Origin of the sequence: Blautia sp. SF-50 (genome assembly GCF_900101315.1) — a bacterium.
Lineage (GTDB): Bacteria > Bacillota > Clostridia > Lachnospirales > Lachnospiraceae > Blautia_A > Blautia_A fusiformis.
The window spans coordinates 230,437-252,648 of record NZ_FMUW01000002.1; the positions used below are offsets into that span (position 1 = coordinate 230,437).

At 49.3% G+C, this 22,212-nt stretch carries 19 protein-coding genes; 17 read left to right on the forward strand and 2 right to left on the reverse strand.

Annotation, left to right across the window (positions count from 1 at the left end; translation table 11 throughout):
* The first annotated feature begins 16 nt into the window (after positions 1-16).
* The 8 genes from BLP57_RS02335 to BLP57_RS02370 are packed head-to-tail and all read left to right on the forward strand — an operon-like array spanning position 17 to position 9,365.
* Complete coding sequence (locus BLP57_RS02335) at positions 17-1,078, forward strand: cobalt-precorrin 5A hydrolase (protein WP_242872540.1); 1,062 nt, start codon at positions 17-19, stop codon at positions 1,076-1,078.
* A complete protein-coding gene (cobJ, locus tag BLP57_RS02340; protein WP_021650567.1) occupies positions 1,071-1,802 on the forward strand; it encodes a precorrin-3B C(17)-methyltransferase in 732 nt (243 codons plus the stop codon). The genes BLP57_RS02335 and cobJ overlap by 8 nt, the downstream gene beginning before the upstream one ends.
* Entirely contained in the window at positions 1,795-3,768 is a 1,974-nt protein-coding gene (gene cobK, locus BLP57_RS02345) for a precorrin-6A reductase (RefSeq protein WP_092069125.1), read from the forward strand. Before cobJ ends, cobK begins: the two co-directional genes overlap by 8 nt.
* On the forward strand, positions 3,769-5,172 hold the full coding sequence (locus tag BLP57_RS02350; protein WP_022426796.1) for a cobyrinate a,c-diamide synthase: 1,404 nt from the start codon (positions 3,769-3,771) through the stop codon (positions 5,170-5,172). It abuts the gene before it with no gap.
* Positions 5,159-6,136, forward strand: a complete 978-nt coding sequence (cbiB, locus tag BLP57_RS02355) for an adenosylcobinamide-phosphate synthase CbiB (protein WP_021650564.1) — start codon at positions 5,159-5,161, stop codon at positions 6,134-6,136. Before BLP57_RS02350 ends, cbiB begins: the two co-directional genes overlap by 14 nt.
* A 27-nt stretch (positions 6,137-6,163) precedes the next feature.
* Complete coding sequence (gene cobD / locus BLP57_RS02360; protein WP_015524815.1) at positions 6,164-7,216, forward strand: threonine-phosphate decarboxylase CobD; 1,053 nt, start codon at positions 6,164-6,166, stop codon at positions 7,214-7,216.
* Positions 7,201-8,721 carry a cobyric acid synthase gene (locus BLP57_RS02365; RefSeq protein WP_092069128.1) on the forward strand — a complete coding sequence of 507 codons (1,521 nt, stop codon included), beginning with the start codon at positions 7,201-7,203 and terminating at the stop codon, positions 8,719-8,721. Before cobD ends, BLP57_RS02365 begins: the two co-directional genes overlap by 16 nt.
* A gap of 2 nt (positions 8,722-8,723) precedes the next feature.
* Positions 8,724-9,365, forward strand: a complete 642-nt coding sequence (locus BLP57_RS02370; RefSeq protein WP_015524817.1) for a precorrin-8X methylmutase — start codon at positions 8,724-8,726, stop codon at positions 9,363-9,365.
* Here the strand turns inward: BLP57_RS02370 and pdxR are convergent.
* The gene (gene pdxR, locus BLP57_RS02375; RefSeq protein WP_059085642.1) at positions 9,362-10,678 is read right to left on the reverse strand and encodes a MocR-like pyridoxine biosynthesis transcription factor PdxR; all 1,317 of its coding nucleotides are present in this window, start codon (positions 10,676-10,678) and stop codon (positions 9,362-9,364) included. The two genes, BLP57_RS02370 and pdxR, sit on opposite strands and share 4 nt — an antisense overlap.
* A gap of 92 nt (positions 10,679-10,770) precedes the next feature.
* Here pdxR and BLP57_RS02380 point away from each other — a divergent pair, with 92 nt between their 5' ends.
* The gene (locus tag BLP57_RS02380) at positions 10,771-11,637 is read left to right on the forward strand and encodes a pyridoxamine kinase (protein WP_092069132.1); all 867 of its coding nucleotides are present in this window, start codon (positions 10,771-10,773) and stop codon (positions 11,635-11,637) included.
* A gap of 30 nt (positions 11,638-11,667) precedes the next feature.
* Here the strand turns inward: BLP57_RS02380 and BLP57_RS02385 are convergent, their stop codons facing one another.
* On the reverse strand, positions 11,668-13,584 hold the full coding sequence (locus BLP57_RS02385; RefSeq protein ID WP_092069135.1) for an ABC-F family ATP-binding cassette domain-containing protein: 1,917 nt from the start codon (positions 13,582-13,584) through the stop codon (positions 11,668-11,670).
* Positions 13,585-13,798: 214 nt separating this feature from the next.
* On the opposite strand from BLP57_RS02385, the gene BLP57_RS02390 reads away from it, so the two are divergent.
* From BLP57_RS02390 to gltA, 8 genes are all read left to right on the forward strand, one after another.
* Positions 13,799-14,446, forward strand: coding sequence for a redox-sensing transcriptional repressor Rex (locus BLP57_RS02390; protein WP_021650558.1), 648 nt, complete (start codon positions 13,799-13,801; stop codon positions 14,444-14,446).
* A 61-nt stretch (positions 14,447-14,507) separates the two neighbouring features.
* The gene (locus tag BLP57_RS02395; protein ID WP_092069138.1) at positions 14,508-16,025 is read left to right on the forward strand and encodes an NAD(P)H-hydrate dehydratase; all 1,518 of its coding nucleotides are present in this window, start codon (positions 14,508-14,510) and stop codon (positions 16,023-16,025) included.
* The gene (gene alr / locus BLP57_RS02400) at positions 16,022-17,191 is read left to right on the forward strand and encodes an alanine racemase (protein ID WP_092069141.1); all 1,170 of its coding nucleotides are present in this window, start codon (positions 16,022-16,024) and stop codon (positions 17,189-17,191) included. Before BLP57_RS02395 ends, alr begins: the two co-directional genes overlap by 4 nt.
* A 156-nt stretch (positions 17,192-17,347) precedes the next feature.
* The gene (locus BLP57_RS02405) at positions 17,348-17,695 is read left to right on the forward strand and encodes a type II toxin-antitoxin system PemK/MazF family toxin (protein WP_092069144.1); all 348 of its coding nucleotides are present in this window, start codon (positions 17,348-17,350) and stop codon (positions 17,693-17,695) included.
* Positions 17,696-17,847: 152 nt separating this feature from the next.
* Positions 17,848-18,591: a YebC/PmpR family DNA-binding transcriptional regulator gene (locus BLP57_RS02410; protein WP_015524823.1), complete on the forward strand. Its 744-nt coding sequence runs from the start codon at positions 17,848-17,850 to the stop codon at positions 18,589-18,591.
* A 68-nt stretch (positions 18,592-18,659) separates the two neighbouring features.
* Positions 18,660-19,373, forward strand: a complete 714-nt coding sequence (locus tag BLP57_RS02415) for a ClpP family protease (protein ID WP_015524824.1) — start codon at positions 18,660-18,662, stop codon at positions 19,371-19,373.
* A 165-nt stretch (positions 19,374-19,538) separates the two neighbouring features.
* Entirely contained in the window at positions 19,539-20,426 is an 888-nt protein-coding gene (locus tag BLP57_RS02420) for a sulfide/dihydroorotate dehydrogenase-like FAD/NAD-binding protein (RefSeq protein ID WP_015524825.1), read from the forward strand.
* Positions 20,426-21,820 (forward strand): NADPH-dependent glutamate synthase, encoded by a 1,395-nt coding sequence (gene gltA, locus BLP57_RS02425; RefSeq protein ID WP_021650554.1) that lies wholly within the window; start codon positions 20,426-20,428, stop codon positions 21,818-21,820. The genes BLP57_RS02420 and gltA overlap by 1 nt, the downstream gene beginning before the upstream one ends.
* The last annotated feature ends 392 nt before the right edge of the window (positions 21,821-22,212 follow it).

The following is a 22,212-nucleotide window of genomic DNA, read 5'->3' on the forward strand; positions in this document are numbered from 1 at the left end:
CATCATTTGCTTCAGTATGACAGGGCTGGAGACAGGGGAAAGGCTTCAGAGGGCGCTGGAAAAAGAGGGTGAGAGTGTCACCCTTGCAAAAAAGAGCCGGTACCTTCCGGATCCGATCTCTGTTTCCACCTCCCAGTGGGCAGGGGAACAGTTCCGGACAGGAAAAGAGGGCGTGATCTTTGTGGGCGCCTGCGGGATCGCAGTGCGCAGTATCGCACCTTACATTGCCGGAAAAAAGACGGATCCGGCTGTGCTGGTGATCGATGAGTGCGGAAAATTTGTCATTGCGCTTCTTTCCGGACATCTGGGCGGAGCCAATGAGCTGGCTCTTCGCTGTGCCGGATATCTTAAGGCGGTGCCGGTTGTGACAACAGCCACAGATCTTCACAGCCGTTTTGCAGTGGATGTTTTTGCAAAAAAGAATGGCTGTGCTATTTTTCATATGAAGGCTGCAAAGGAGGCTTCTGCGGCCCTTCTTGCAGGAAAGAGCGTTGGCTTTTACAGTGAGTTTCCATGGGACGGGGAGCTGCCGGAGGGTCTGGTGCTTTGCGGGAAGGACGGAAGGCCCTCAGCTGCAGCGGATCCGGAGAAGGGTGAGATAGCCGGTGAGGCATCGGAAACAGGTATTGCGGTGACGATCCACAGAGGCTGCCTGCCCTTTAAAAATACAGTCCATGTGGTGCCGCCCGCTGCAGTTCTGGGAATGGGCTGCCGCAGGGGAAAGGATGCAGCCTCCATCCGGAAGGCGGCAGAGGAATGTCTGAGAGAATCGGATGTTTACAGAGAAGCGCTGAGCGCTATTGCCAGTATCGATCTGAAGAAGGAAGAGGTGGGACTTCTTTCTCTGGCAGAAGCCTGGCAGCTTCCCTTTCTGACCTTTACAGAGGAAGAGCTGAAGGCAGTGCAGGGTGAATTTACCCCGTCGCAATTTGTAAAAAAGATAACAGGTGTAGAGAATGTCTGTGAGAGAAGCGCGGTTCTGGGTTGCGGACAGGGTACACTGATCAGAAAAAAAACAGGCCGGGACGGTGTGACCACCGCCCTTGCAGCCGGAAATCGGAGGATACGTTTTGAGTAAGATTTATGTTGTAGGAATTGGCCCGGGTGCGTATGACCAGATGACTGGAAGAGCGATCCGTGCATTAAATGAAAGTGATGTGATCATCGGTTACACGGTGTATGTGGATCTTGTAAAGGAGTATTTTGCAGGCAAAGAGTTCATGACCACACCGATGAAAAAAGAGGTAGACCGCTGTGTACTTGCTTTTGACGAGGCAAAAAAAGGAAAAACCGTTTCCATGATCTGCAGTGGTGACGCCGGTGTCTATGGCATGGCAGGTCTGATGTATGAGGTGGGAGAAAACTATCCGGATGTGGAGCTGACCATTATCCCGGGTGTGACAGCAGCCACAGGCGGCGCCGCAGTGCTGGGTGCACCGCTGATCCATGACTTCTGCCTGATCAGCTTAAGTGATCTTCTGACTCCGTGGGAGAAGATCGAGGCAAGGCTTCTGGCAGCAGCACAGGCGGATTTTGTGGTATGCCTTTACAATCCGTCCAGCAGAAAACGTAAGGATTATCTTCAGAAGGCCTGTGATCTGATGATGAAATACAAGTCTCCGGATACTGTCTGCGGCACGGTTGCCCAGATCGCACGTGACGGCGAGACTGCACAGGTCATGACACTGAAGGAGCTCCGTGATACAGAAGTGGATATGTTTACTACCGTATTTGTGGGAAATTCACAGACTAAGAATGTAAACGGCAAGATGGTAACACCAAGGGGATATAAGAATGTATAAAGCCATTGTTTTTGCAGGGACCACCGAGGGCTATGCGCTCTGTGAGTTCCTTGCGGAAAATCATGTTCCGGTCTATGCCTGTGCAGCCACGGAATATGGCGGCTCCCTTCTGAAGGAAAATGAATTTCTCCATGTCAGCGCTGGAAGGCTGAAAACCGAAGATATGGAGGAGCTTTTCCAAAGGGAAGCGCCGGAGATCGTTCTGGACGCCACTCATCCCTATGCAGCAGAGGTGACAAAAAATATCCGGACTGCCTGTGAGAACGGAAGCATCCGCTATCAGCGTGTCCTTCGTCCGGAGGGGGAGAAGAACAGGGAAGCCATCTATGTGGAAAGCACGGAGAAGGCGGCAGAGCTTCTTTCCGGTACAGAGGGGAACATTTTTCTTACCACAGGAAGCAAGGAGCTGTCTAAATTTACAGTGATCCCGGATTACCAGGAGAGGCTTTTTGCCCGGGTGCTGTCCATCCCTTCCGTGATCAGCTCCTGCGCGGAGCTGGGGATCGAGGGAAAGCATCTCATCGGTATGCAGGGGCCATTTTCTACAGAGATCAACGAAGCCATGCTTCGACAGTTTCAGTGCAGCTATCTGGTCACCAAGGATACCGGTCTGGCAGGTGGATTCCCGGAAAAGATGGAGGCTTGTCAGCGTTGCGGCGTCACACCTGTGATCATCGGAAGACCATTGCAGGAGGAGGGGCTGTCCCTGCCGGAAGCAAGGGTATTTCTGGCAAAGCTGTTTGGCCTTACCCTGTCACAGAGGGTTTCTCTTGTAGGCATCGGCATGGGTGCGGAAAAAACACTGACCCTGGAAGGAAAGAAGGCCTTTGATGAGGCGGAGCTTCTGATCGGTGCAAAGCGTATGACAGATGCCGTACAGAGGCCGGGGCAGATGGTTCTCCATGAGTACCGCAGTGATAAGATCGTGGAGTATATCAAGACACATCCACAGTACCGTACCGTAGCCATTGCCCTTTCCGGCGATGTGGGCTTCTACAGCGGCGCAAGGAAGCTGATGGACCTTCTGGATGGTGATGTCCAGGTGATCTGCGGGATTTCTTCCGTTGTCTATTTTATGGCGAAGATCGGTCTTTCCTGGGATGATGCCAGGATCGTCAGCGCTCATGGAAGAGACTGCAATCTGATCGCCCTGATCCGGCATAACCCCAAGGTTTTTTCCATTCTGGGAACAGAGGATGGGGTAGCTCGTCTGGCTTCTCGTCTGGTTGCGTATGGAATGGGTGATGTGACCCTCTATGTGGGAGAAAATCTTTCCTACGAAAATGAAAAGATCTTTCATGCCAGTGCGGCAGAGCTTACAGAATACCGGGGAGATGCGTTAAGCGTGGTAACTGCGTGCAATGAAAAGGCACTACCTTTGCCCGCAGTTCACGGGATCTGTGATGAGGAATTTCTTCGTGGGAAGGCGCCTATGACAAAGGAAGAGGTGCGTACGGTTTCTCTGTCCAAGCTTCGTCTTCAGGAGGATTCTGTCTGCTATGATGTGGGAGCGGGCACAGGCTCGGTTTCTGTTGAGATGGCGCTTCGTGCCTGGAAGGGGCAGGTCTATGCCATCGAGAAAAAGGAAGATGCCCTTGCTCTTCTGAAGGAGAACAGGCGGAAATTTGCCACAGACAATCTGGAGATTGTGCCTGGTACTGCGCCGGAAGCGATGGTGGAACTGCCTGTTCCGACACATGCCTTTATCGGCGGGTCCTCCGGAAACATGAACGAGATCATCCGGCTTCTTCTGGACAAAAATCCAAAAGTACGGATCGTGATCAACTGCATCACCCTGGAGACGGTGACGGAAGCCATGAATGCCATACGAGATTTCAGCCTAACGGATGTGGATATCGTACAGCTGTCTGCGGCAAGATCAAAATCTATCGGAAGGTATCATATGATGATGGGTGAGAATCCGATCTATATCATTTCCTGCAGCGGAAGAGGGGAGGAGATTTAGGTGAAGATCCCGAGAATACTTCTTGCGGCAGGTGCCAGCGGAAGCGGAAAAACCCTGATCACCTGCGGGCTGCTTCAGGCGCTGGTGAACCGTGGCCTTAAGGTGGCTTCTTTTAAATGCGGCCCGGATTACATAGATCCTATGTTCCACAGCCGTGTGATCGGTACAAGATCCCGAAACCTGGATACGTTTTTTACAGATGGAGACAGAACCCGGTATCTTCTGGCAAAGAACGCATCGGACTGTGAGATCGCAGTGATGGAGGGAGTCATGGGGTATTATGACGGTGTAGGAGGGATCACCTCCAGAGCCAGCGCCTATGATCTGGCCTCCACCACAGATACACCGGTGATCCTGATCGTAAACAGCCGTGGCATGAGTGTTTCCCTGGCTGCCTATGTAAAGGGCTTTCTGGAATACAAAAAGGACAGTCATATCTGCGGCGTGATCTTTAACCAGATGTCTCCCATGCTGTATCCCAGGATGAAGAAGCTTCTGGAAGAGGAGCTTTCCGTAAAGGTGCTGGGATATGTTCCGAAGGTGGAGGACTGTGTGATCGAAAGCCGTCATCTGGGGCTGGTGCTTCCGGAGGAGATTCCGGAGCTGAAAAGCCGTCTGCAGAAGCTTTCCGAGGTACTGGAGAAAACCCTGGATATCGATGGGATCCTGGAGCTTGCAGGGGAAGCACCGGAGCTTGCGGCACCGGAGACGGAAATGCTGATACAGAAGGATACTGCCTTCGGATACCGTACAGAGGAAAAGGTGCGGATCGGTGTGGCGGATGATGAAGCCTTCTGCTTTTTCTATGCGGATAATTTAAATCTTCTGGAGCAGATGGGAGCGGAGCTGGTACGTTTTTCCCCCATTCATGACAGAGAGCTTCCGGAGGATCTGGACGGGCTTCTTTTAAGCGGCGGTTACCCGGAATTAAACGGGGAGGCGCTGGAAGAAAATCAGGAAATGTGCACCCGGATCCGGGAAGTTATCCTGGATGGAATGCCTTGTCTGGCAGAATGTGGCGGATTCATGTATCTTCATCAGGAGATGGAGGATATGGAAGGAAAGCAGCGCAGAGTCTGCGGGGTGATCCCTGGAAGGGCTTACCGGACACCGAAGCTGAACCGGTTCGGCTATATCACCCTTACGGAAAAACAGGATACCGGACTTGGTGAGATCCCGGCTCATGAATTCCATTATTTTGATTCCACAGATTGCGGAGAGGATTTTCATGCGGCAAAGCCGGCATCTAAAAGAGGATGGGATTGTATCCATGACCGGGGCAGGCTGATGGCAGGATTTCCGCATCTTTATTATTACGGAAATCCCAGGGTTCCGGCACGCTTTCTGAAGAACGCACTGGAATATAAGAAGGAACGGAGGCAGAAAAAAGATGCTGAAATATAGTCTTCCTGCACTGGCCATAGGATTTGTGCTGGATCTTCTGATCGGAGATCCCAGATGGCTTTATCATCCGATCTGTGTCATCGGCAATCTGATCGCAGTGCTGGAAAAGGTGATCCGGAAGATTTTTCCGAAAAATCACGGCGGTGAGCTGACAGGAGGCTTTCTGATCGTAGTGCTTGTCTGTCTGTTCAGCGGCGGGGTGCCGCTTCTGGTGCTTTATTATCTTTACCGGTATCTGCCGGTGGCCGGATTTGTGCTGGAGGTTTTCTGGTGCTATCAGCTTCTTGCCACCCGTTCCCTGAAGGATGAGAGTATGAAGGTTTATGACCGGCTGAAAAACGGAACTCTGGACGAGGCACGCTATGCGGTGTCCATGATCGTAGGCCGTGATACCAGAGAGCTTACGGAAACCGGCGTGACAAAGGCTGCCGTGGAAACCGTTGCGGAAAATGCATCCGACGGCGTGATCGCCCCCATGCTTTATATGGCTATCGGCGGAGTGCCGCTGATGTTTTTGTACAAGGGTATCAATACCATGGATTCCATGCTTGGATATAAAAATGACAAATATCTTTATTTCGGCCGTATTGCGGCAAAGCTGGATGATGTGGCCAATTATATCCCTGCCAGGATCTCCGGATGGCTGATGGTGGCAGGAACTGTTTTTACAGGAATGGATACAAAAAACGCGGCAAAGATTTACAAACGTGACAGGAGGAATCATGCAAGCCCCAACTCAGCCCAGACAGAGGCTGCCATGGCCGGAGCGCTGGATGTACAGCTTGCGGGAAATGCATATTATTTCGGGAAATTATATGAAAAACCCACGATCGGGGATCCGATCCGCCCGGTGGAGCCGGAGGATATCAAAAGGGCTAACCGGCTGATGTATGCGGCATCCATACTGGGAGTGGTTGTATTTGGACTGCTCAGTGCGGGGATCCGGTTCGGGCTATTAAGGTAACAATAAATACAGACAGGAGAATGACCAATGACAAAACACATACATGGAGGAGACGTATATAAACATAAAGACTGCCTGGATTTTTCGGCAAATCTGAATCCTTTGGGAACACCGGAAAGTGTGAAGCAGGCCATTATCCACAGTCTGGATCATATTGCACAGTATCCCCAGGTAGGATGCGGCGTTCTCAGGGAAAGAATCGCAGAATCAGAAGGGGTAAAAGCGGAAGAGGTAATATGCGGTAATGGAGCGGCAGAAGTGATCTTTACGCTTTGTCATGCAGTAAAGCCAAAGCGGGCTCTGATCCCGGCGCCTACTTTTGCGGAATACGGACAGGCTCTGGCCAGCACTGGCTGTGAGCTGGAATATTACATGCTGACGGAAAATGACGGTTTTGTGCTCAGTGAAGCATATCTGGATATCCTCCATAAGGGACTGGATATGGCTTTCTTATGTAACCCCAACAATCCTACCGGCATGCTGATCCCCCACAGGCTTCTGAAAAGGATCCTGGAAAAATGCAGAAAGCTGGATATCCTGCTGGTGGTAGATGAATGTTTCCTTGATTTTGTAAAGGAACCGGAAGAGTATTCTCTGAAGCATTCTCTTTCCGGGTTCAATAATCTTTTTATCCTGAAAGCATTTACAAAAAGATATGCCATGGCCGGTGTGCGGCTGGGCTATGGCCTCTGTTCTGACAGAAAGCTGATGGAAAGGATGGAGCTCTGCGTTCAGCCATGGAATGTTTCCACCATGGCCCAGGCAGCCGGGCTCCAGGCACTTACAGAGACGGAATATGTAGAGGAGGGAAGGCAGCTTGTTTTTCGGGAGGCACAGTGGCTGAAGGATGAGCTAGTCCGCATTGGGTATAAAGTATTTCCGTCGGAAGCAAATTATATTTTCTTTAAAGGACCGGAGGAGCTCTTTGACTTCTGTCTGCGGAAGCGGATCCTGATCCGTGATTGCAGCAATTATCCGGGTCTTACAAAGGGGTATTACCGGATCGCGGTAAAGCGCCATGAAGAAAATGTAAAACTGATCGAAGTACTTGAGGGAGGTATATTATGGCAAAAGCAATAATGGTACAGGGAACCATGTCCAATGCCGGAAAAAGCCTGCTGGCTGCGGGACTTTGCAGGATCTTTAAGCAGGATGGATATCGTGTGGCTCCTTTTAAATCACAAAATATGGCACTGAATTCCTTTATCACAGAGGATGGTCTTGAGATGGGACGGGCTCAGGTCATGCAGGCAGAGGCAGCCGGGATCCGGCCGTCTGTCCTGATGAATCCCATTCTTCTGAAGCCTACCAATGATGTAGGCTCCCAGGTGATCGTAAACGGAGAGGTTCTTGGAACCATGAGTGCCAGGGATTATTTCAAATATAAGAAGACCCTGGTCCCGGATGTGATGAAGGCGTACAACGCTCTTGCAGCGGAAAACGATATCATTGTCATCGAAGGTGCGGGAAGTCCTGCCGAGATCAATCTCAAGGATGAGGATATTGTAAATATGGGTATGGCAAAGATGGCCAAGGCACCGGTCCTTCTTGTGGGAGATATTGACCGTGGAGGTGTTTTTGCCCAGCTGATCGGTACGGTAGAGCTTCTGGAGGATGATGAGAAGGCTATGGTAAAGGGGCTGATCATCAACAAATTCCGCGGAGATAAGACTATTCTGGACCCTGGTGTTGTCATGCTTGAGGAAAGAAGCGGGATCCCGGTGGTGGGTGTGGCGCCTTATCTGGATATCCAGGTGGAGGATGAGGACAGCCTGACGGAGCGTTTTGACCGGAAGCAGGAAGCCGGTGTCATTGATATCGCAGTGGTCCGTACACCAAGGATCTCCAACTTTACGGATTTTAATCCTTTTGAGAGCATTCCCGGAGTTTCTCTCCGCTATGTAAAACACCCGAGAGATCTTCACTCTCCGGACATGATCATCCTTCCTGGAACCAAGAACACCATGGGCGATCTGATCTGGATGCGGGAAAGCGGAATGGAGGCAGCGGTTCTTAAGGAAGCCTCCAGAGGCAAGCTGATCTTTGGTGTCTGCGGCGGCTATCAGATGCTGGGCGAGACCTTAAGCGATCCTCATGGCGTTGAAAATGGCGGTTCCATGAAAGGAATGGGACTTCTTCCTATGGAAACGGTATTTGCCGAAAAGAAAACCAGGACCAGGGTGCAGGGGCATTTCGGTCAGCTGTCCGGTGTGTTTGCTCCTCTTTCCGGTGCGGAGATCGAGGGCTATGAGATCCATATGGGCGAAAGCATCCTGAAGGACAATGCAGGAACAGCCACGAAGATCACAGACAGCGTCAGCGGTAAGAAAAAAGAAGAGGGTGCTTTTGTGGGAAATGTGTGCGGAACCTATATCCACGGCGTTTTCGATAAGGAAGCATCTGCAGAGGCGATCATCCGCGTGATCGGCGAGAAAAAAGGTATTGATGTGGAAAATATGACAGGCGTGGATTTTGCGGCATTTAAGGAACAGCAGTATGATATCCTGGCTGCAGAGCTGCGGAAGCATCTGGATATGAAAAAAATCTATGAGATACTGGAAAACGGGATTACGGAGGAAGAATAGAAATGAAAGTTGAGCTTGAAAATGTAAAACCCATGGAGATTGAAAAAAGAAGCTTTGAGATCATCACAGAAGAGCTGGGGGATACTCCCCTGATCCCGGGAACAGAGCTGATCGTAAAACGCTGTATCCACACAAGCGCAGATTTTGATTATGCAAAAAATCTCTGCTTCTCGGAGGGGGCAGTGGAGATGGCCATGGACGCCATCCGCAACGGCGCCTGCATCGTCACAGATACCCAGATGGCAAAGGCTGGGATCAACAAGCGTGCACTTGCCCGCTACGGCGGTGAGGCTTACTGCTTCATGTCCGATGAGGATGTGGCTGCCCTTGCAAAAAAGAACGGGACTACCAGAGCCACAGCCAGCATGGACAAGGCAGCAGAGATGGATAAAAAGCTAATCTTTGCCATTGGAAACGCACCTACCGCACTGGTACGTCTTTATGAGCTTATTGAGAACGGAAAGCTTTCTCCTGAGCTGATCATCGGTGTGCCGGTAGGCTTTGTGAATGTTGTGCAGTCCAAGGAGCTGATCATGCACGCAGATGTGCCTTATATTGTGGCAAAAGGACGCAAGGGTGGAAGCAATATTGCTGCGTGCATTGTAAATGCCCTGCTCTACATGATCGATAACCGGAGAGATTAGGAGCCGGTAACCTCCTTCAGAAGCTGACAGGCAGGCAGAAAATCCTTGGATGGAATAGAGGAGCAGGAGAGGACCAGGGTGACCTCGGCTCCGTTTTCTCTGAGAACCTCCAGTCCCAGACCACGGTTCCGGGCTCTGTCTGTCAGTTCACTGCCTGTGAGAGAACAGGGAAGAGTAAGGGCAAGGCTGGTTCCTGCGGCTCCTGTTTGGATCTGGCAGTCCTGGCCGAAGGTTTCCCGGACAGCCTGGGAAAGAGCCTTCAGCTTCTGGGAATAAAGGCGGCGGAGCTTTCTTGTCTGGGAAGCCAGATGCCCGTCGCGGATAAACTGGCAGAGCGCGATCTGTTCTGCCTTGGAAGCAGTCTGATTATAAAAGGCTGCTTTTTTTGTATATTTTTCCCGGAGAGAGCGTGGCAGTACCATGAAGCTGACACGGATGGAGGGCAGCAGCAGCCTGGAAAAGGAACCGATATAGACAACGTTTTCACCACCTGCAAGACCGAAAAGTGAAGGCGTCGGTTTCTGGAAATAAACAAATTCGTTTTCGAAATCATCCTCAATGATCAGATGGTCATCGATCTCCGCATGACGGATCAGCTCCAGGCGTCGTTTTACCGGCATGATCTCGCCCCATTTCGTCATGTGAGCAGGAGAAACATAGATCACATCGCAGCTTTTGTCCCGGTAATGGACATCAAAGCCGTAATCCTGAAAGATGGTGCTGCATGTGGTGAAGGACGGTGTGGGGAACGAAACGGTTTTCCGTTCATGGATCAGAGGGCAGAGGATCTGGAGAAGGGGCTGGAGACCGGCCCCTACTACAATGTCATCCGGGGAGCAGATCACATTTCTGCGTTCCCGGATATAGTCTGCGAGAACCTCCCGGAAATCGCTTTCGCCCTGGGGTTCGCCATAAGAAAGCATACGGTCGCCCTGGCGGAGGGCGCTTTTGATGTAACGCTGCCACAGATCAAAACGGAAGCTTTCCCGGTCAACACCGGAAGAGGCAAAATCATAAAGGCAGGGCGTGATATCCTTATCCTGTTTTTCGGGGGTAAGCAGATGCTGCTTGGAAGCAATGCCGGTGACATAATAGCCGCTCTGTGCCCTGGCGATGATATAGCCGTCTGCTGCCAGCAGAAGATAGGCATTTTCGATGGTGGTACGGCTCAGCTTCAGCTCCTGGGCGCATTTGCGGAGGGAGGGCATTTTGCTTCCGGGAAGGAGACGGCCTTCCAGGATCAGCTTCCGGTAATAGTGATAAACCTCCAGATAAAGGTGTTCTTTTTTGTGTTCTGCAGATATATTTAACATAAGTATGATGATTTCCTTCCAAAAATGATTGCGTAAACCTGACAGTTCATTCTATAATATTACAGAAAAAAACTCAAGACTGGAGAATTACCATGAAAAAAATAGCAGTGATCAATGATCTTTCCGGGCTGGGGAAATGTTCACTGACAGCAGCGATCCCGGTGATTTCGGTGATGGGGGTCCAGGCGTGTCCACTTCCCACCGCTGTTTTAAGCAACCAGACCGGTTATGAAAGTTATTTCTGTGAGGATTTCACAGAGCATATGGAACCATATATGGAGCAGTGGAAAAAAAGAGGATTTTTCCCGGATGGGATCTATACTGGATTTCTTTCTGATGATAAGCAGGCAGACAGGATTCTGAAATTTATGGATGCGTTTGCAGGGAAGGATACTCTGATCCTTACAGATCCGGTGATGGGGGATGACGGCGCGGTTTATCCGATCTATACAGAAGAGCTTCGCAGCCGGTTCTGCGAACTGACACGTCGTTCCTATGTGATCACACCGAACCTTACGGAAGCCCTCCTTCTTCTCTACGGAAAAGAAAAAATGGAGGAGATCTGGAAGGAACTGCAAAAGGCATCAGAGGCCCGGCGGATGGAAGAGATCCGGGAGATCGGGTGCGGACTTGCCCGGAAATTTTCACTTCCTGCCGTTGTGATCACCGGAGTGGATCACAGGGAGGAGGGGCAGTCTCTGAAAATGGGAAATCTTGTCCTGGAAAACGGAAACAGCTCCTGGGTATTTGCAGAGAAATCCGGCGGAAGCTATTCCGGGACAGGAGATCTTTTTGCATCCGTGCTCAGTGCAGGGCTGGTAAAAAGATATTCCATGAAAACCTGTGCAGAGCTGGCCGTGGACTTTATCTCGGCATCGATCCGGGATGCGGTGGAGGAAGGAACAGACCGTAACGATGGCGTATGCTTTGAACAGCATCTCGGCATGCTGCTTCCATAAAAACATAAGGGGATAAAAAAGAGCTGACCGTCAGGCCAGCTCTTCCCATTTTTCATAAAGCTCTTCCAGTTCTTCAGCGATGGCTGCTTTTTCGCGGCTTAGCTTTGTACATTCCGCTACATTGGTACAGACATCCGGAAGGACCATGGTTTCGTCAATCTCGCTGTCTCTTGTTTCCAGCTCTTCGATACGGGCTTCGACTTTTTTCAGCTCGGCTTCCCGTTTTCGTTTCTTTGCCTGTTCTTCCTTCATCTGCTGCCAGGAAAGCTTGTTCTCGGAAACCGCTTTTTCTTCTGCAGGTGCCTCCGGAGAAGTGCTTCCCGGTGCATAGGTACTGGTCAGCTCCTCCTTCTTTTCCAGATAGTAATCATAATCACCGATGTAATTTACCACTGCCTGGTTTGTCAGCTCCATGATCCTGGTCGCAGTCTGATTGATAAAGTAACGGTCATGGGATACATAAAGGACTGTACCGGTGTAGCTGACCAGTGCTTCCTCCAGGATCTCCTTGGAGGCAATATCCAGATGGTTGGTAGGCTCGTCAAGGATCAGAAAGTTGGCTTCGGAAAGCATCAGCTTTGCAAGGGAAACACGGCCTCTTTCTCCACCGGAAAGTGCGGAGATCTCCTTGAAAACATCATCTCCGGTAAAGAGAAATGCAGCAAGCATATTTCGGATCTCAGTCTCTGTGAGAGTCGGATAAGTATCGGAGATCTCCTGGAAAATTGTTTTGTCCATGTGCAGAACATGATGTTCCTGATCGTAATAACCGATCTGCACCTTGGAACCAAGGGAAAATTTGCCGGCATCTGCCTCAATAAGACCGTTGATGATCTTCAGCATGGTGGTCTTTCCGGTTCCGTTGTTTCCGATCAGTGCCACACGCTCGCCGCGTTTGATATCAAAGGAGATATCGGAGAACAGGGTCTGTCCCGGAAAGGCCTTGGAAAGCGCTTCCACGTGGAGCACATCGTTTCCGCTTAACACCCGTGGTTCCAGCGAGATACGCATCCGGTCCTGGAGCTCAAGAGGCTTTTCGATCCTCTGTACACGGTCCAGCATTTTTTCACGGCTTTCCGCACGCTTGATGGATTTTTCACGGTTAAAGGATTTCAGCTTGGCGATAACGGCTTCCTGATGCTTGATATCCCGCTGCTGATTTAAGTATGCCTTGTACTGTGCGTCACGAAGCTGAGCCTTCTTGAGAGCATAGGCAGAGTAGTTGCCGCTGTATACGCGGGTCTGTCCGGCTTCGATCTCAATGACCTTGGTGACCACCTTATCCAGAAAATAACGGTCATGGGAGACGATAAAAACAGCTCCCGGATAATTCAGAAGATAAGTTTCCAGCCAGGAGATGCTTTCCATATCCAGGTGATTGGTTGGCTCATCCAGAAGCAGGATATCCGGCTTGGAAAGAAGCATCTTGCCCAGCGCCACACGGGTTTTCTGACCGCCGGAAAGAGTTTCGATCTGCTTGTCATAATCTTCCTCCGTGAAGCCGAGACCCTTTAAGACACCGGTCAGCTCACTTTTGTAAGCGTATCCGTTCTCCAGCTCAAACTGATGGGTCAGGCGGGTATAGGTTTCCATCAGACGGTTCAGCTCATCACCGGTCACCGTGTTCATTTCCTGTTCCATATTGCGGATACGGCGTTCCATATCGATGATGTGCTGCTTGGTGGTAAGAAGCTCTTCGTAGATGGTATGATGTCCGTGGATATCCTGGTACTGGGCAAGATAGCCGATATTTTTATCCCGGGCAAGCACCACGGTACCGGAATCAGCAGAAAGCTCCTGCATGATGATACGCAGCAGTGTGGTCTTTCCTGCACCGTTGCAGCCGATCAGAGCAGCCTTTTCACGGTCTTCAATGTGAAAGGATGCATCATTTAAAATTACTTTTTCGCCAAAGGCCTTGCATATATTCTGACATGATAAAATCATAAAAACTGTCCTCCTGTATAAAGAATCACCCCTGTTTATGTCTGAACAGGGAAAAATCCTCCACCTATTATAACGGAAACTGCCGGGATTTCAAAGAAAAAATCAATTATTAGAAAAAATATAAAGAAATTTGTACAGAATAGACAACTTTAATTGACAGGAAAATGTCAATTCGTTATAATTAACCTAGTGTAAGGTAAGGAGGAAAACTATCGTGGAGACAAAACAAATCTCGAAAGCGGTGATTAAGCGTCTGCCACGCTATTACCGCTACTTAGGAGAGCTGATGGAAGATAATGTAGAACGTATTTCTTCCAATGAATTAAGTAAGAAGATGCATACCACAGCTTCTCAGATCCGTCAGGATCTTAATAATTTTGGCGGTTTTGGGCAGCAGGGGTATGGCTATAATGTACACTATCTTTATACAGAGATCGGTAAGATCCTGGGACTGGATACCGTTCATCCGATGATCATCCTGGGTGCCGGTAATCTGGGACAGGCACTTGCCAATTATGTGGATTTTGAGAAGCGCGGGTTCAGGCTGGTTGGTATCTTTGACGTAAATCCTGTGCTTGAGGGCATCGCAGTCCGTGGACTTGAGATCCAAATGCTCAGTGAGCTTCCGTTTTTCCTGAGAGAGAATAACGTGGAGATCGCGATTCTGACACTTCCCAAGAATAAAGCCAAGGAAATGGCGGATATCCTGGTGGAGAACGGGATCAAGGCAATCTGGAATTTTGCACATCTCGATCTTGAGACACCGGATGATGTGATCGTAGAGAACGTTCATCTTTCCGAGAGTCTGATGACACTGTCTTATAATCTCAGTAAATACAGGCAGGAACATGTGGATAAGTAAGAATTGTTAAGCTGCCGGAAACGGCAGCTTTCTCTATGACAGAGGGGAGGCAGAAGACAGAATGAAGAAGCTTGTTACCTGCAAAGAAATGAAGGATCTGGACTCCACAACGATCCGTGAGATCGGAGTTCCCTCCGAGGTTCTGATGGAGCGGGCAGCACTGAAGGTGGTAGAGGAAACAGAAAAGTATCTCCAGAAGGACGAAAGGATCCTGGTAGTCTGCGGAAGCGGAAATAATGGCGGTGACGGTATCGCTGTTGCCAGATTGTTCCATCTGAAGGGGATCCGGGTAGAGTTTTATATGGTCGGAAACAAAGATAAAATGACCAGAGAGACTGCTCTTCAGTATAAGATCGCTTCCGGTTATCGTGTCCCGGAGGTGAATAACCCGCAGTGGAGTGAATATACTACTATAGTAGATGCCGTGTTTGGGGTAGGCCTGACGCGTCCGATCGAGGGGCATTATGCTGATATCATCCATGAGATGAACAGTGCGAGGGCCAAAAAGATCGCAGTTGACATCCCGTCAGGAGTGAACGGAGATACTGGCCTGGAAATGGGAATTGCCTTCAGCGCCGATCTGACTGTCACATTTGCCTACCGGAAAAGAGGTCTTTGCTTTTATCCGGGAAGACTGTATGCAGGAAGGATCGTTACCGCCGATATCGGGATCTATGAGCAAGAAGCTGTGACTGCATCTGCCGCCTGTCTGGAAAATAAAGATCTGAAGCTGTTTCCGGAACGTGATCCCGGCGGAAACAAGGGTACCTTCGGAAAAGTGCTCTTTGTGACCGGAAGTGAGGGAATGTGCGGAGCCGCTTATTTAAGCGCCAGTGCAGCACTTCGTGCCGGTGCGGGAATGGTAAAGATCCAGACTGTGGAAGCCAACAGGATCCCACTGCAGATACTCCTTCCGGAGGCTATGGTCTGCAGCCGCTTTGATCAGGAATCCAATGAACAGCTTCTATCCTGGTGTGATGTGATCGTGATCGGACCGGGACTTGGAACATCAGTGGCCAGCCGTGAGAGAGAACAGTGGTTTCTCACGGCGGCTGCCCGGGAGAAAAAGCCGCTGATCCTGGATGCGGACGGCCTGAACCTTCTGGCTTCACATCCACAGTGGTATCAGTATCTGGGAGAGCATGTAGTCCTGACACCGCATATCGGAGAAATGAGCCGGCTCAGTGGCAGAACGATCCAGGAGATCCAGCATGAGATCGCAGATACTGCACTGAAATGTGCTGCGGAAACAGGCTCTGTGTGCGTACTGAAGGATGCATGTACGGTGATCGCAGATGAGAAAGGCCAGATGTATCTGAATCTTTCCGGTAATTCCGGAATGGCAACTGCAGGAAGCGGAGATGTGCTTTCCGGGATCCTGGCAGCAGTGTTATGTATGTATCTGAAAACGGAGGAACAGCCTCCCATGGTTTTAAAGGCCGCGTTAGGTGTTTATCTTCACGGACTTTGCGGCGATCTTGCAGCCGCTGAAAAAGGAAAGCGCAGTATGCTGGCAGGAGATATCATAGAATATCTGCCCAAGGCATTAGCTATAGGTGAAGAGGAGTCGAAGTTATGAAGAAATACGAGAGAGTAAAAGCAGTGGTATCACTGGATGCCATTGCCCACAATTTTGAGGAAATGCATAAAAATGTCAAAGAAGGGACAAAGATCATCGCTGTGATCAAGGCGGACGGTTATGGTCATGGTGCCAGAGCTATTGCCCGTCTGATCCAGGACTATGACTATATCTGGGGATTTGCAACAGCTACTGCAGAGGAGGCGCTGGAACTTCGGCATGCAGGGATCACCAAGCCTGTCCTGATCCTTGGCCTTGTATTTGAGGAATATTATGAAGAGCTTGCAGCCAATGATATCCGGATCACCATATCGGATCTTAATACAGCAGCAGAATATGCAAAAGCAGGTGCACGTATTGGAAAAAATGTACATATTCATCTGGCTCTGGATACGGGAATGACAAGGATTGGATATGCGGATATTCCGGAAAATGCGATAAAGATCGAAAAAATCTCAAAAATCCCGAATCTGGTGATCGAGGGAATGTTTACCCATTTTGCCAGGGCGGATGAGACCGACCGTTCTCCTGCACTGGTGCAGCTGGACCGTTATCTCCGTTTTGCAGAGCTTCTGGAAAAAAGAGGTGTTCATATTCCGGTACGTCACTGCTCCAACAGTGCAGGTATCATCCGTGTTCCGGAAGCAAATCTCAATGTCGTTCGTGCCGGTATCACCATTTACGGTATTTATCCGTCAGAGGAGGTAGAACGTGATATTGTGAAGCTGACACCTGCAATGGAGCTGAAAAGTCATGTATCCTATGTGAAAAATGTGGAACGTGGAACAGCGGTAAGCTATGGAGGAACGTTTGTTACAGAACGCTTTACCAGAATGGCAACGATCCCCGTAGGTTATGCAGATGGCTATCCGAGACAGCTTTCCAATAAGGGCTGGGTCCTGATCCGGGGCAAAAAAGCTCCGATCCTCGGACGTGTCTGCATGGATCAGTTTATGGTTGATGTCACAGATATCCCGGAGGTGAAGGCCGGGGACGAGGTCACCCTGATGGGAAGAGATGGAGAGGAATTTATCAGTGTGGAGACACTGGGAGATCTTTCCGGAAGATTTTCCTATGAATTTGTCTGCGGGATCAGTAAACGTGTTCCGCGGGTTTATATCAAAGACGGTAAGGAATGCGGAGAAGAGGAGAGCTTTTTCCAGTAGATCCGTAAATACCCGGATCCGGAAAACGCCGGGTCAGACATAAGGCCGGTAAAAAAGTACCACGCATGGTATACACAAAGAAATTGTGGAAATACTTATCTGTAAAAAGGAATACGGCTTGCAAATAAGCCGGACCAGAATCGGAGTGTGAATTGTGTGGTTATAAAAAGAGGGGATATTTTTTACGCGGACTTAAGACCTGTAGTGGGCAGTGAACAGGGCGGCATCCGTCCGGTGCTGATCATCCAGAACGATGTGGGCAACCGTCACAGCCCTACAGTGATCTGTGCGGCAATTACATCAAAAATGAATAAGGCAAAGCTGCCGACACATATTGAGATCGATGCATCCGCCTACGGGATCGAAAAGGATTCCGTGATCCTTCTGGAACAGCTCCGCACCATCGACAAGCGGCGTCTGAAGGATAAGGTGTGTCATCTGGACGGTGCTATGCTTGATAAGGTGAATCATGCGCTTGAGATCAGTCTGGAACTGACTTTTTAGGGGAACATGAGGAATTTTGACCGGTTTGTTTTCTGATTCTTGACGAAATCTTTCATAAGTGCTATATTAAACCGAGTTGCAATTATGTAAAACGGTACCCAAATGAGCAGGGCACGAAAGAAAATATACGGTAACAAGGAGAGGAAAATACCATGTCAGGACATTCAAAATTTGCCAACATCAAACATAAGAAAGAGAAAAATGATGCCAAGAAGGGTAAGATCTTCACAGTCATCGGCCGTGAGATCGTTATGGCAGTAAAGGCCGGCGGCCCGGATCCTGCAAACAACAGCAAGCTTCGTGATGTCATCGCAAAAGCAAAAGCAAACAACATGCCGAACGATACGATCGATCGTGGAATCAAGAAGGCAGCAGGTGCGGATTCTGCAGACAGCTACGAGAAGGCTGTATATGAGGGATATGGTCCGAACGGTGTTGCTATTATCGTAGAGACTCTTACAGATAACAAGAACCGTACTGCAGGTAATGTACGTAACGCGTTTACCAAGGGTAACGGAAGCATCGGAACACAGGGATGCGTATCCTTTATGTTCGACCAGAAGGGCCAGATCATCATCGATAAGGAAGAGCTTGAGGATGAGTGCGGCGAGATGGATGCGGACGAGCTGATGATGACAGCTCTGGATGCAGGTGCTGAGGACTTCAACGAGGAAGAGGACAGCTTTGAGATCATCACAGCACCGGACGATTTCAGTGCTGTACGTGAGGCTCTTGAGAAAGCCGGAATCCCGCTTGTAGAAGCACAGATCGCCATGATCCCGCAGACCTATGTGGAGCTGACGGATGATCAGGCTATCAAAGATCTTCACAGAACACTGGATCTTCTTGATGATGACGACGACGTTACTGACGTATGGACAAACTGGGACGAATGATCTCTGAATAGAAAGTAATATTTTGCATATAATACCTCCAGAATTTCAGATTCCGGAGGTATTTTTTTATGGAAAAACAGAGCGAAGAGAGAAAACAGAAGGAACTGGACCGGGAAGCGAGCCAGAACGAACAGATCCGGGAAACAGGGCAGGCAGTGCTCGATGGAAATTCCCGGAAGCATAAAGTGGAGCTTCTGACGGTGATCGGGGAAATCGAAGGTCATGAATCCGCGCCGTCTCACAGCAAAACAACCAAGTATGAGCATGTACTGCCAAAGCTGGCTCTCATTGAGGACGATGAGGAGATCGAGGGGCTTCTGATCCTTTTAAATACGGTAGGAGGAGATGTGGAGGCAGGGCTTGCCATTGCGGAGATGATCGCGTCTCTGAGTATCCCTACGGTTTCCCTGGTGCTGGGCGGGGGACATTCCATAGGTGTACCCATGGCGGTATCAGCAGATTATTCCTTTATCGTGCCAAGTGCTACCATGGTAGTCCATCCGGTGCGCCAGAACGGAATGTTCATCGGCGTAGCGCAGTCCTACCGCAATATGGAAAAGATCCAGGACCGGATCATTGCCTTTGTATCCGGACATTCTCATATCACGGCAGAACGGATGGAGGAGCTGATGCTGGATACCTCCCAGCTTGTAAAAGATGTGGGGACTATGCTGGAGGGTGAAGAAGCGGTAAAGGAAGGACTCATCGATGAAGTAGGAGGGATCCGGGAGGCACTGGACCGATTGTATACCCTTATCGAAAGGAAAAAAACACAGAAATAACCAGTTTTGTATGTGGCTTTTGATGATATTAGTTGTATAAGACTAACATGGTTGCGCTGTGCTGTGGTAAAGAATTTTGACAGAAATTGTAAATCTACTCTTGTCATATGCTGATTTTTAGCGTATTATTAATAAAGGTTTATAATTTGCGCGAGGAGGAAGACCATGTATAAGGTTTTAAAAGCTGAAACGCTGGCAGCTAAGATCCATCTTATGGTTGTGCATGCACCACGTGTGGCAAGCCACTGTCTGCCAGGACAATTTATCATTGTGAAACTTGACGAAAAGGGAGAGAGGATCCCGCTTACCATCTGCGATTACGATCGCGAGGCCGGTACAGTTACCATCGTATTCCAGGAGATCGGAGCATCTACCATTAAGATGTCCGCACTGAAGGCGGGAGATTCATTCCGTGATTTCGTAGGACCTCTGGGATGTCCGTCTGAGTTCGTCCATGAGGATATCGAAGAACTTAAGAAGAAAAAAATGGTATTCGTAGCCGGTGGTGTCGGTACCGCACCTGTTTATCCGCAGGTTAAATGGCTCCATGAGCACGGCATCACAGCGGATGTTATCCTTGGTTCCAAGACTAAGGATATGGTTATCCTTGAGAAAGAGCTTGGCGCTGTTTCCAATCTTTATGTTACAACAGATGACGGTTCCTATGGCCGTTCCGGTATGGTAACAAAGACTCTTGAGGATCTTGTGACAAACGAGGGCAAGCATTATGACGTTTGTGTAGCGATCGGACCGATGATCATGATGAAATTTGTCTGTCTTCTTACCAAGAAGCTTGGTATCCACACAATTGTCAGCATGAACCCGATCATGGTTGACGGAACCGGTATGTGCGGCGCTTGTCGTCTCCAGGTCGGTGATGAGATCAAATTTGCCTGCGTAGACGGACCGGAGTTCGACGGACATCTCGTTGATTTCGATCAGGCTATGAAGAGAAGCCAGATGTATAAGACCCAGGAGGGCCGTGCATTACTGAAGCTTCAGGAAGGCGATACCCACCACGGTGGATGCGGACATTGCGGAGGTGACAACTAATGGCAGATGCAAAAATGTTAAAAAAAGTTCCTGTAAGAGAGCAGGATCCGAAGGTACGTGCGACAAACTTCGAGGAAGTATGTCTTGGATATAATCAGGAAGAAGCAATGGAAGAGGCACAGAGATGCCTTGGCTGTAAGAAACCGAAATGTGTAGAGGGATGTCCGGTATCCATCAATATTCCGGGATTTATCGAGCACATCAAAGAAGGCAACATGGAAGAGGCTTACAAGGTGATCGGTTTATCTTCCGCACTTCCGGCTATCTGTGGTCGTGTATGTCCGCAGGAATCCCAGTGTGAGGGACAGTGTATCCGCGGTAAGAAGGGTGAGGCTGTTTCTATCGGTAAGCTGGAGAGATTCGTTGCAGACTATGCTCTGGAGCATGATATCAAACCTGCAGGAGCAGAGGTTAAGAACGGACATAAGGTTGCAGTGATCGGTTCCGGTCCATCCGGACTTACCTGTGCAGGTGACCTTGCAAAGGCAGGATACGATGTAACTGTATTCGAGGCTCTTCATGAGCTTGGCGGTGTTCTTGTTTACGGTATTCCGGAGTTCCGTCTTCCGAAGCAGAAGGTTGTTAAGAAAGAGATCGAGAAGGTCAAAGAGCTTGGCGTTAAATTCGAGACAAACGTTGTCATCGGTAAATCCACTACCATCGATCAGCTGATCGAGGATGAGGGATTTGAGGCTGTATTCATCGGTTCCGGTGCAGGACTTCCGATGTTCATGGGTATCCCGGGTGAGAATGCAAGCGGTGTATTCTCTGCAAACGAGTACCTGACAAGAAGCAACCTCATGAAAGCATTCGATGATTCCTATGATACACCGATCGCAGCAGGCAAAAAGGTTGCAGTTGTCGGCGGTGGTAACGTTGCCATGGATGCTGCAAGAACAGCGCTGAGACTTGGTGCTGAGGTACATATCGTATACAGAAGAAGTGAGGCAGAGCTTCCTGCACGAGCAGAGGAAGTTCATCACGCTAAGGAAGAGGGCATCATCTTTGATCTTCTTACAAATCCGAAGGAGATCCTCGTTGATGAGAACGGCCACGTAAACGGTATGAAGGTTGTCAAGATGGAGCTTGGTGAGCCGGATGCATCCGGAAGAAGACGTCCGGTAGAGATTCCTGGTTCCGAGTATGATATGGATGTAGATACTGTCATCATGTCTCTTGGTACTTCACCGAACCCGCTGATCTCTTCCACAACCAAGGGCCTTGACATCAACAAGAGAAGATGTATCGTTGCCGAGGAAGAAACCGGTAAGACATCCAAGGACGGCGTATATGCCGGTGGTGATGCCGTTACAGGTGCAGCTACCGTAATCCTTGCCATGGGTGCAGGTAAAGCTGGTGCAAAAGGTATCGACGAATATCTGAAAAATAAATAAGCAGAAAGTCTGTTTATAAACAGATCCTCCGACTGTGTTTTCTGATGCAGCCGGAGGATTGCTTGAATGAAAAAGTAAATTCTACATTCTAATATACCTTGATTTTATGCGGGATTTAATTCTATTTTCGGAGATATACAACTTGATTTTTTTAGTATATAATGCTTTTATACGGCATAAACAGCATAGTTTTTTGCATGATAAAAGGACATCTGGAAATAGTGTGCAGGACTAAATTCCACATGTCTGTTGGAAAGACTAAATTCTATGCAATGAAACTTGCCTGTGCCTGTATTGTTATTATTATTTTATTAATGCTGGTATCAATGTGACTTCATCGGCTGGTATCTCTGCTAATCCTAATGCTTTATGAAGTCTGTTATCCAGCAGGA

Coding starts and splice junctions, on each gene's coding strand:
- cobK (WP_092069125.1), top strand. CDS start 1,795: ATGTATAAAGCCATTGTTTTTGCAGGGACCACCGAGGGCTATGCGCTC.
- BLP57_RS02410 (WP_015524823.1), top strand. CDS start 17,848: ATGTCAGGACATTCAAAATTTGCCAACATCAAACATAAGAAAGAGAAA.
- BLP57_RS02385 (WP_092069135.1), bottom strand. CDS start 13,584: ATGATTTTATCATGTCAGAATATATGCAAGGCCTTTGGCGAAAAAGTA.
- BLP57_RS02420 (WP_015524825.1), top strand. CDS start 19,539: ATGTATAAGGTTTTAAAAGCTGAAACGCTGGCAGCTAAGATCCATCTT.
- BLP57_RS02365 (WP_092069128.1), top strand. CDS start 7,201: ATGGCAAAAGCAATAATGGTACAGGGAACCATGTCCAATGCCGGAAAA.
- gltA (WP_021650554.1), top strand. CDS start 20,426: ATGGCAGATGCAAAAATGTTAAAAAAAGTTCCTGTAAGAGAGCAGGAT.
- BLP57_RS02335 (WP_242872540.1), top strand. CDS start 17: ATGACAGGGCTGGAGACAGGGGAAAGGCTTCAGAGGGCGCTGGAAAAA.
- cbiB (WP_021650564.1), top strand. CDS start 5,159: ATGCTGAAATATAGTCTTCCTGCACTGGCCATAGGATTTGTGCTGGAT.
- BLP57_RS02370 (WP_015524817.1), top strand. CDS start 8,724: ATGAAAGTTGAGCTTGAAAATGTAAAACCCATGGAGATTGAAAAAAGA.
- BLP57_RS02415 (WP_015524824.1), top strand. CDS start 18,660: ATGGAAAAACAGAGCGAAGAGAGAAAACAGAAGGAACTGGACCGGGAA.
- BLP57_RS02395 (WP_092069138.1), top strand. CDS start 14,508: ATGAAGAAGCTTGTTACCTGCAAAGAAATGAAGGATCTGGACTCCACA.
- pdxR (WP_059085642.1), bottom strand. CDS start 10,678: ATGTTAAATATATCTGCAGAACACAAAAAAGAACACCTTTATCTGGAG.
- cobD (WP_015524815.1), top strand. CDS start 6,164: ATGACAAAACACATACATGGAGGAGACGTATATAAACATAAAGACTGC.
- alr (WP_092069141.1), top strand. CDS start 16,022: ATGAAGAAATACGAGAGAGTAAAAGCAGTGGTATCACTGGATGCCATT.
- BLP57_RS02380 (WP_092069132.1), top strand. CDS start 10,771: ATGAAAAAAATAGCAGTGATCAATGATCTTTCCGGGCTGGGGAAATGT.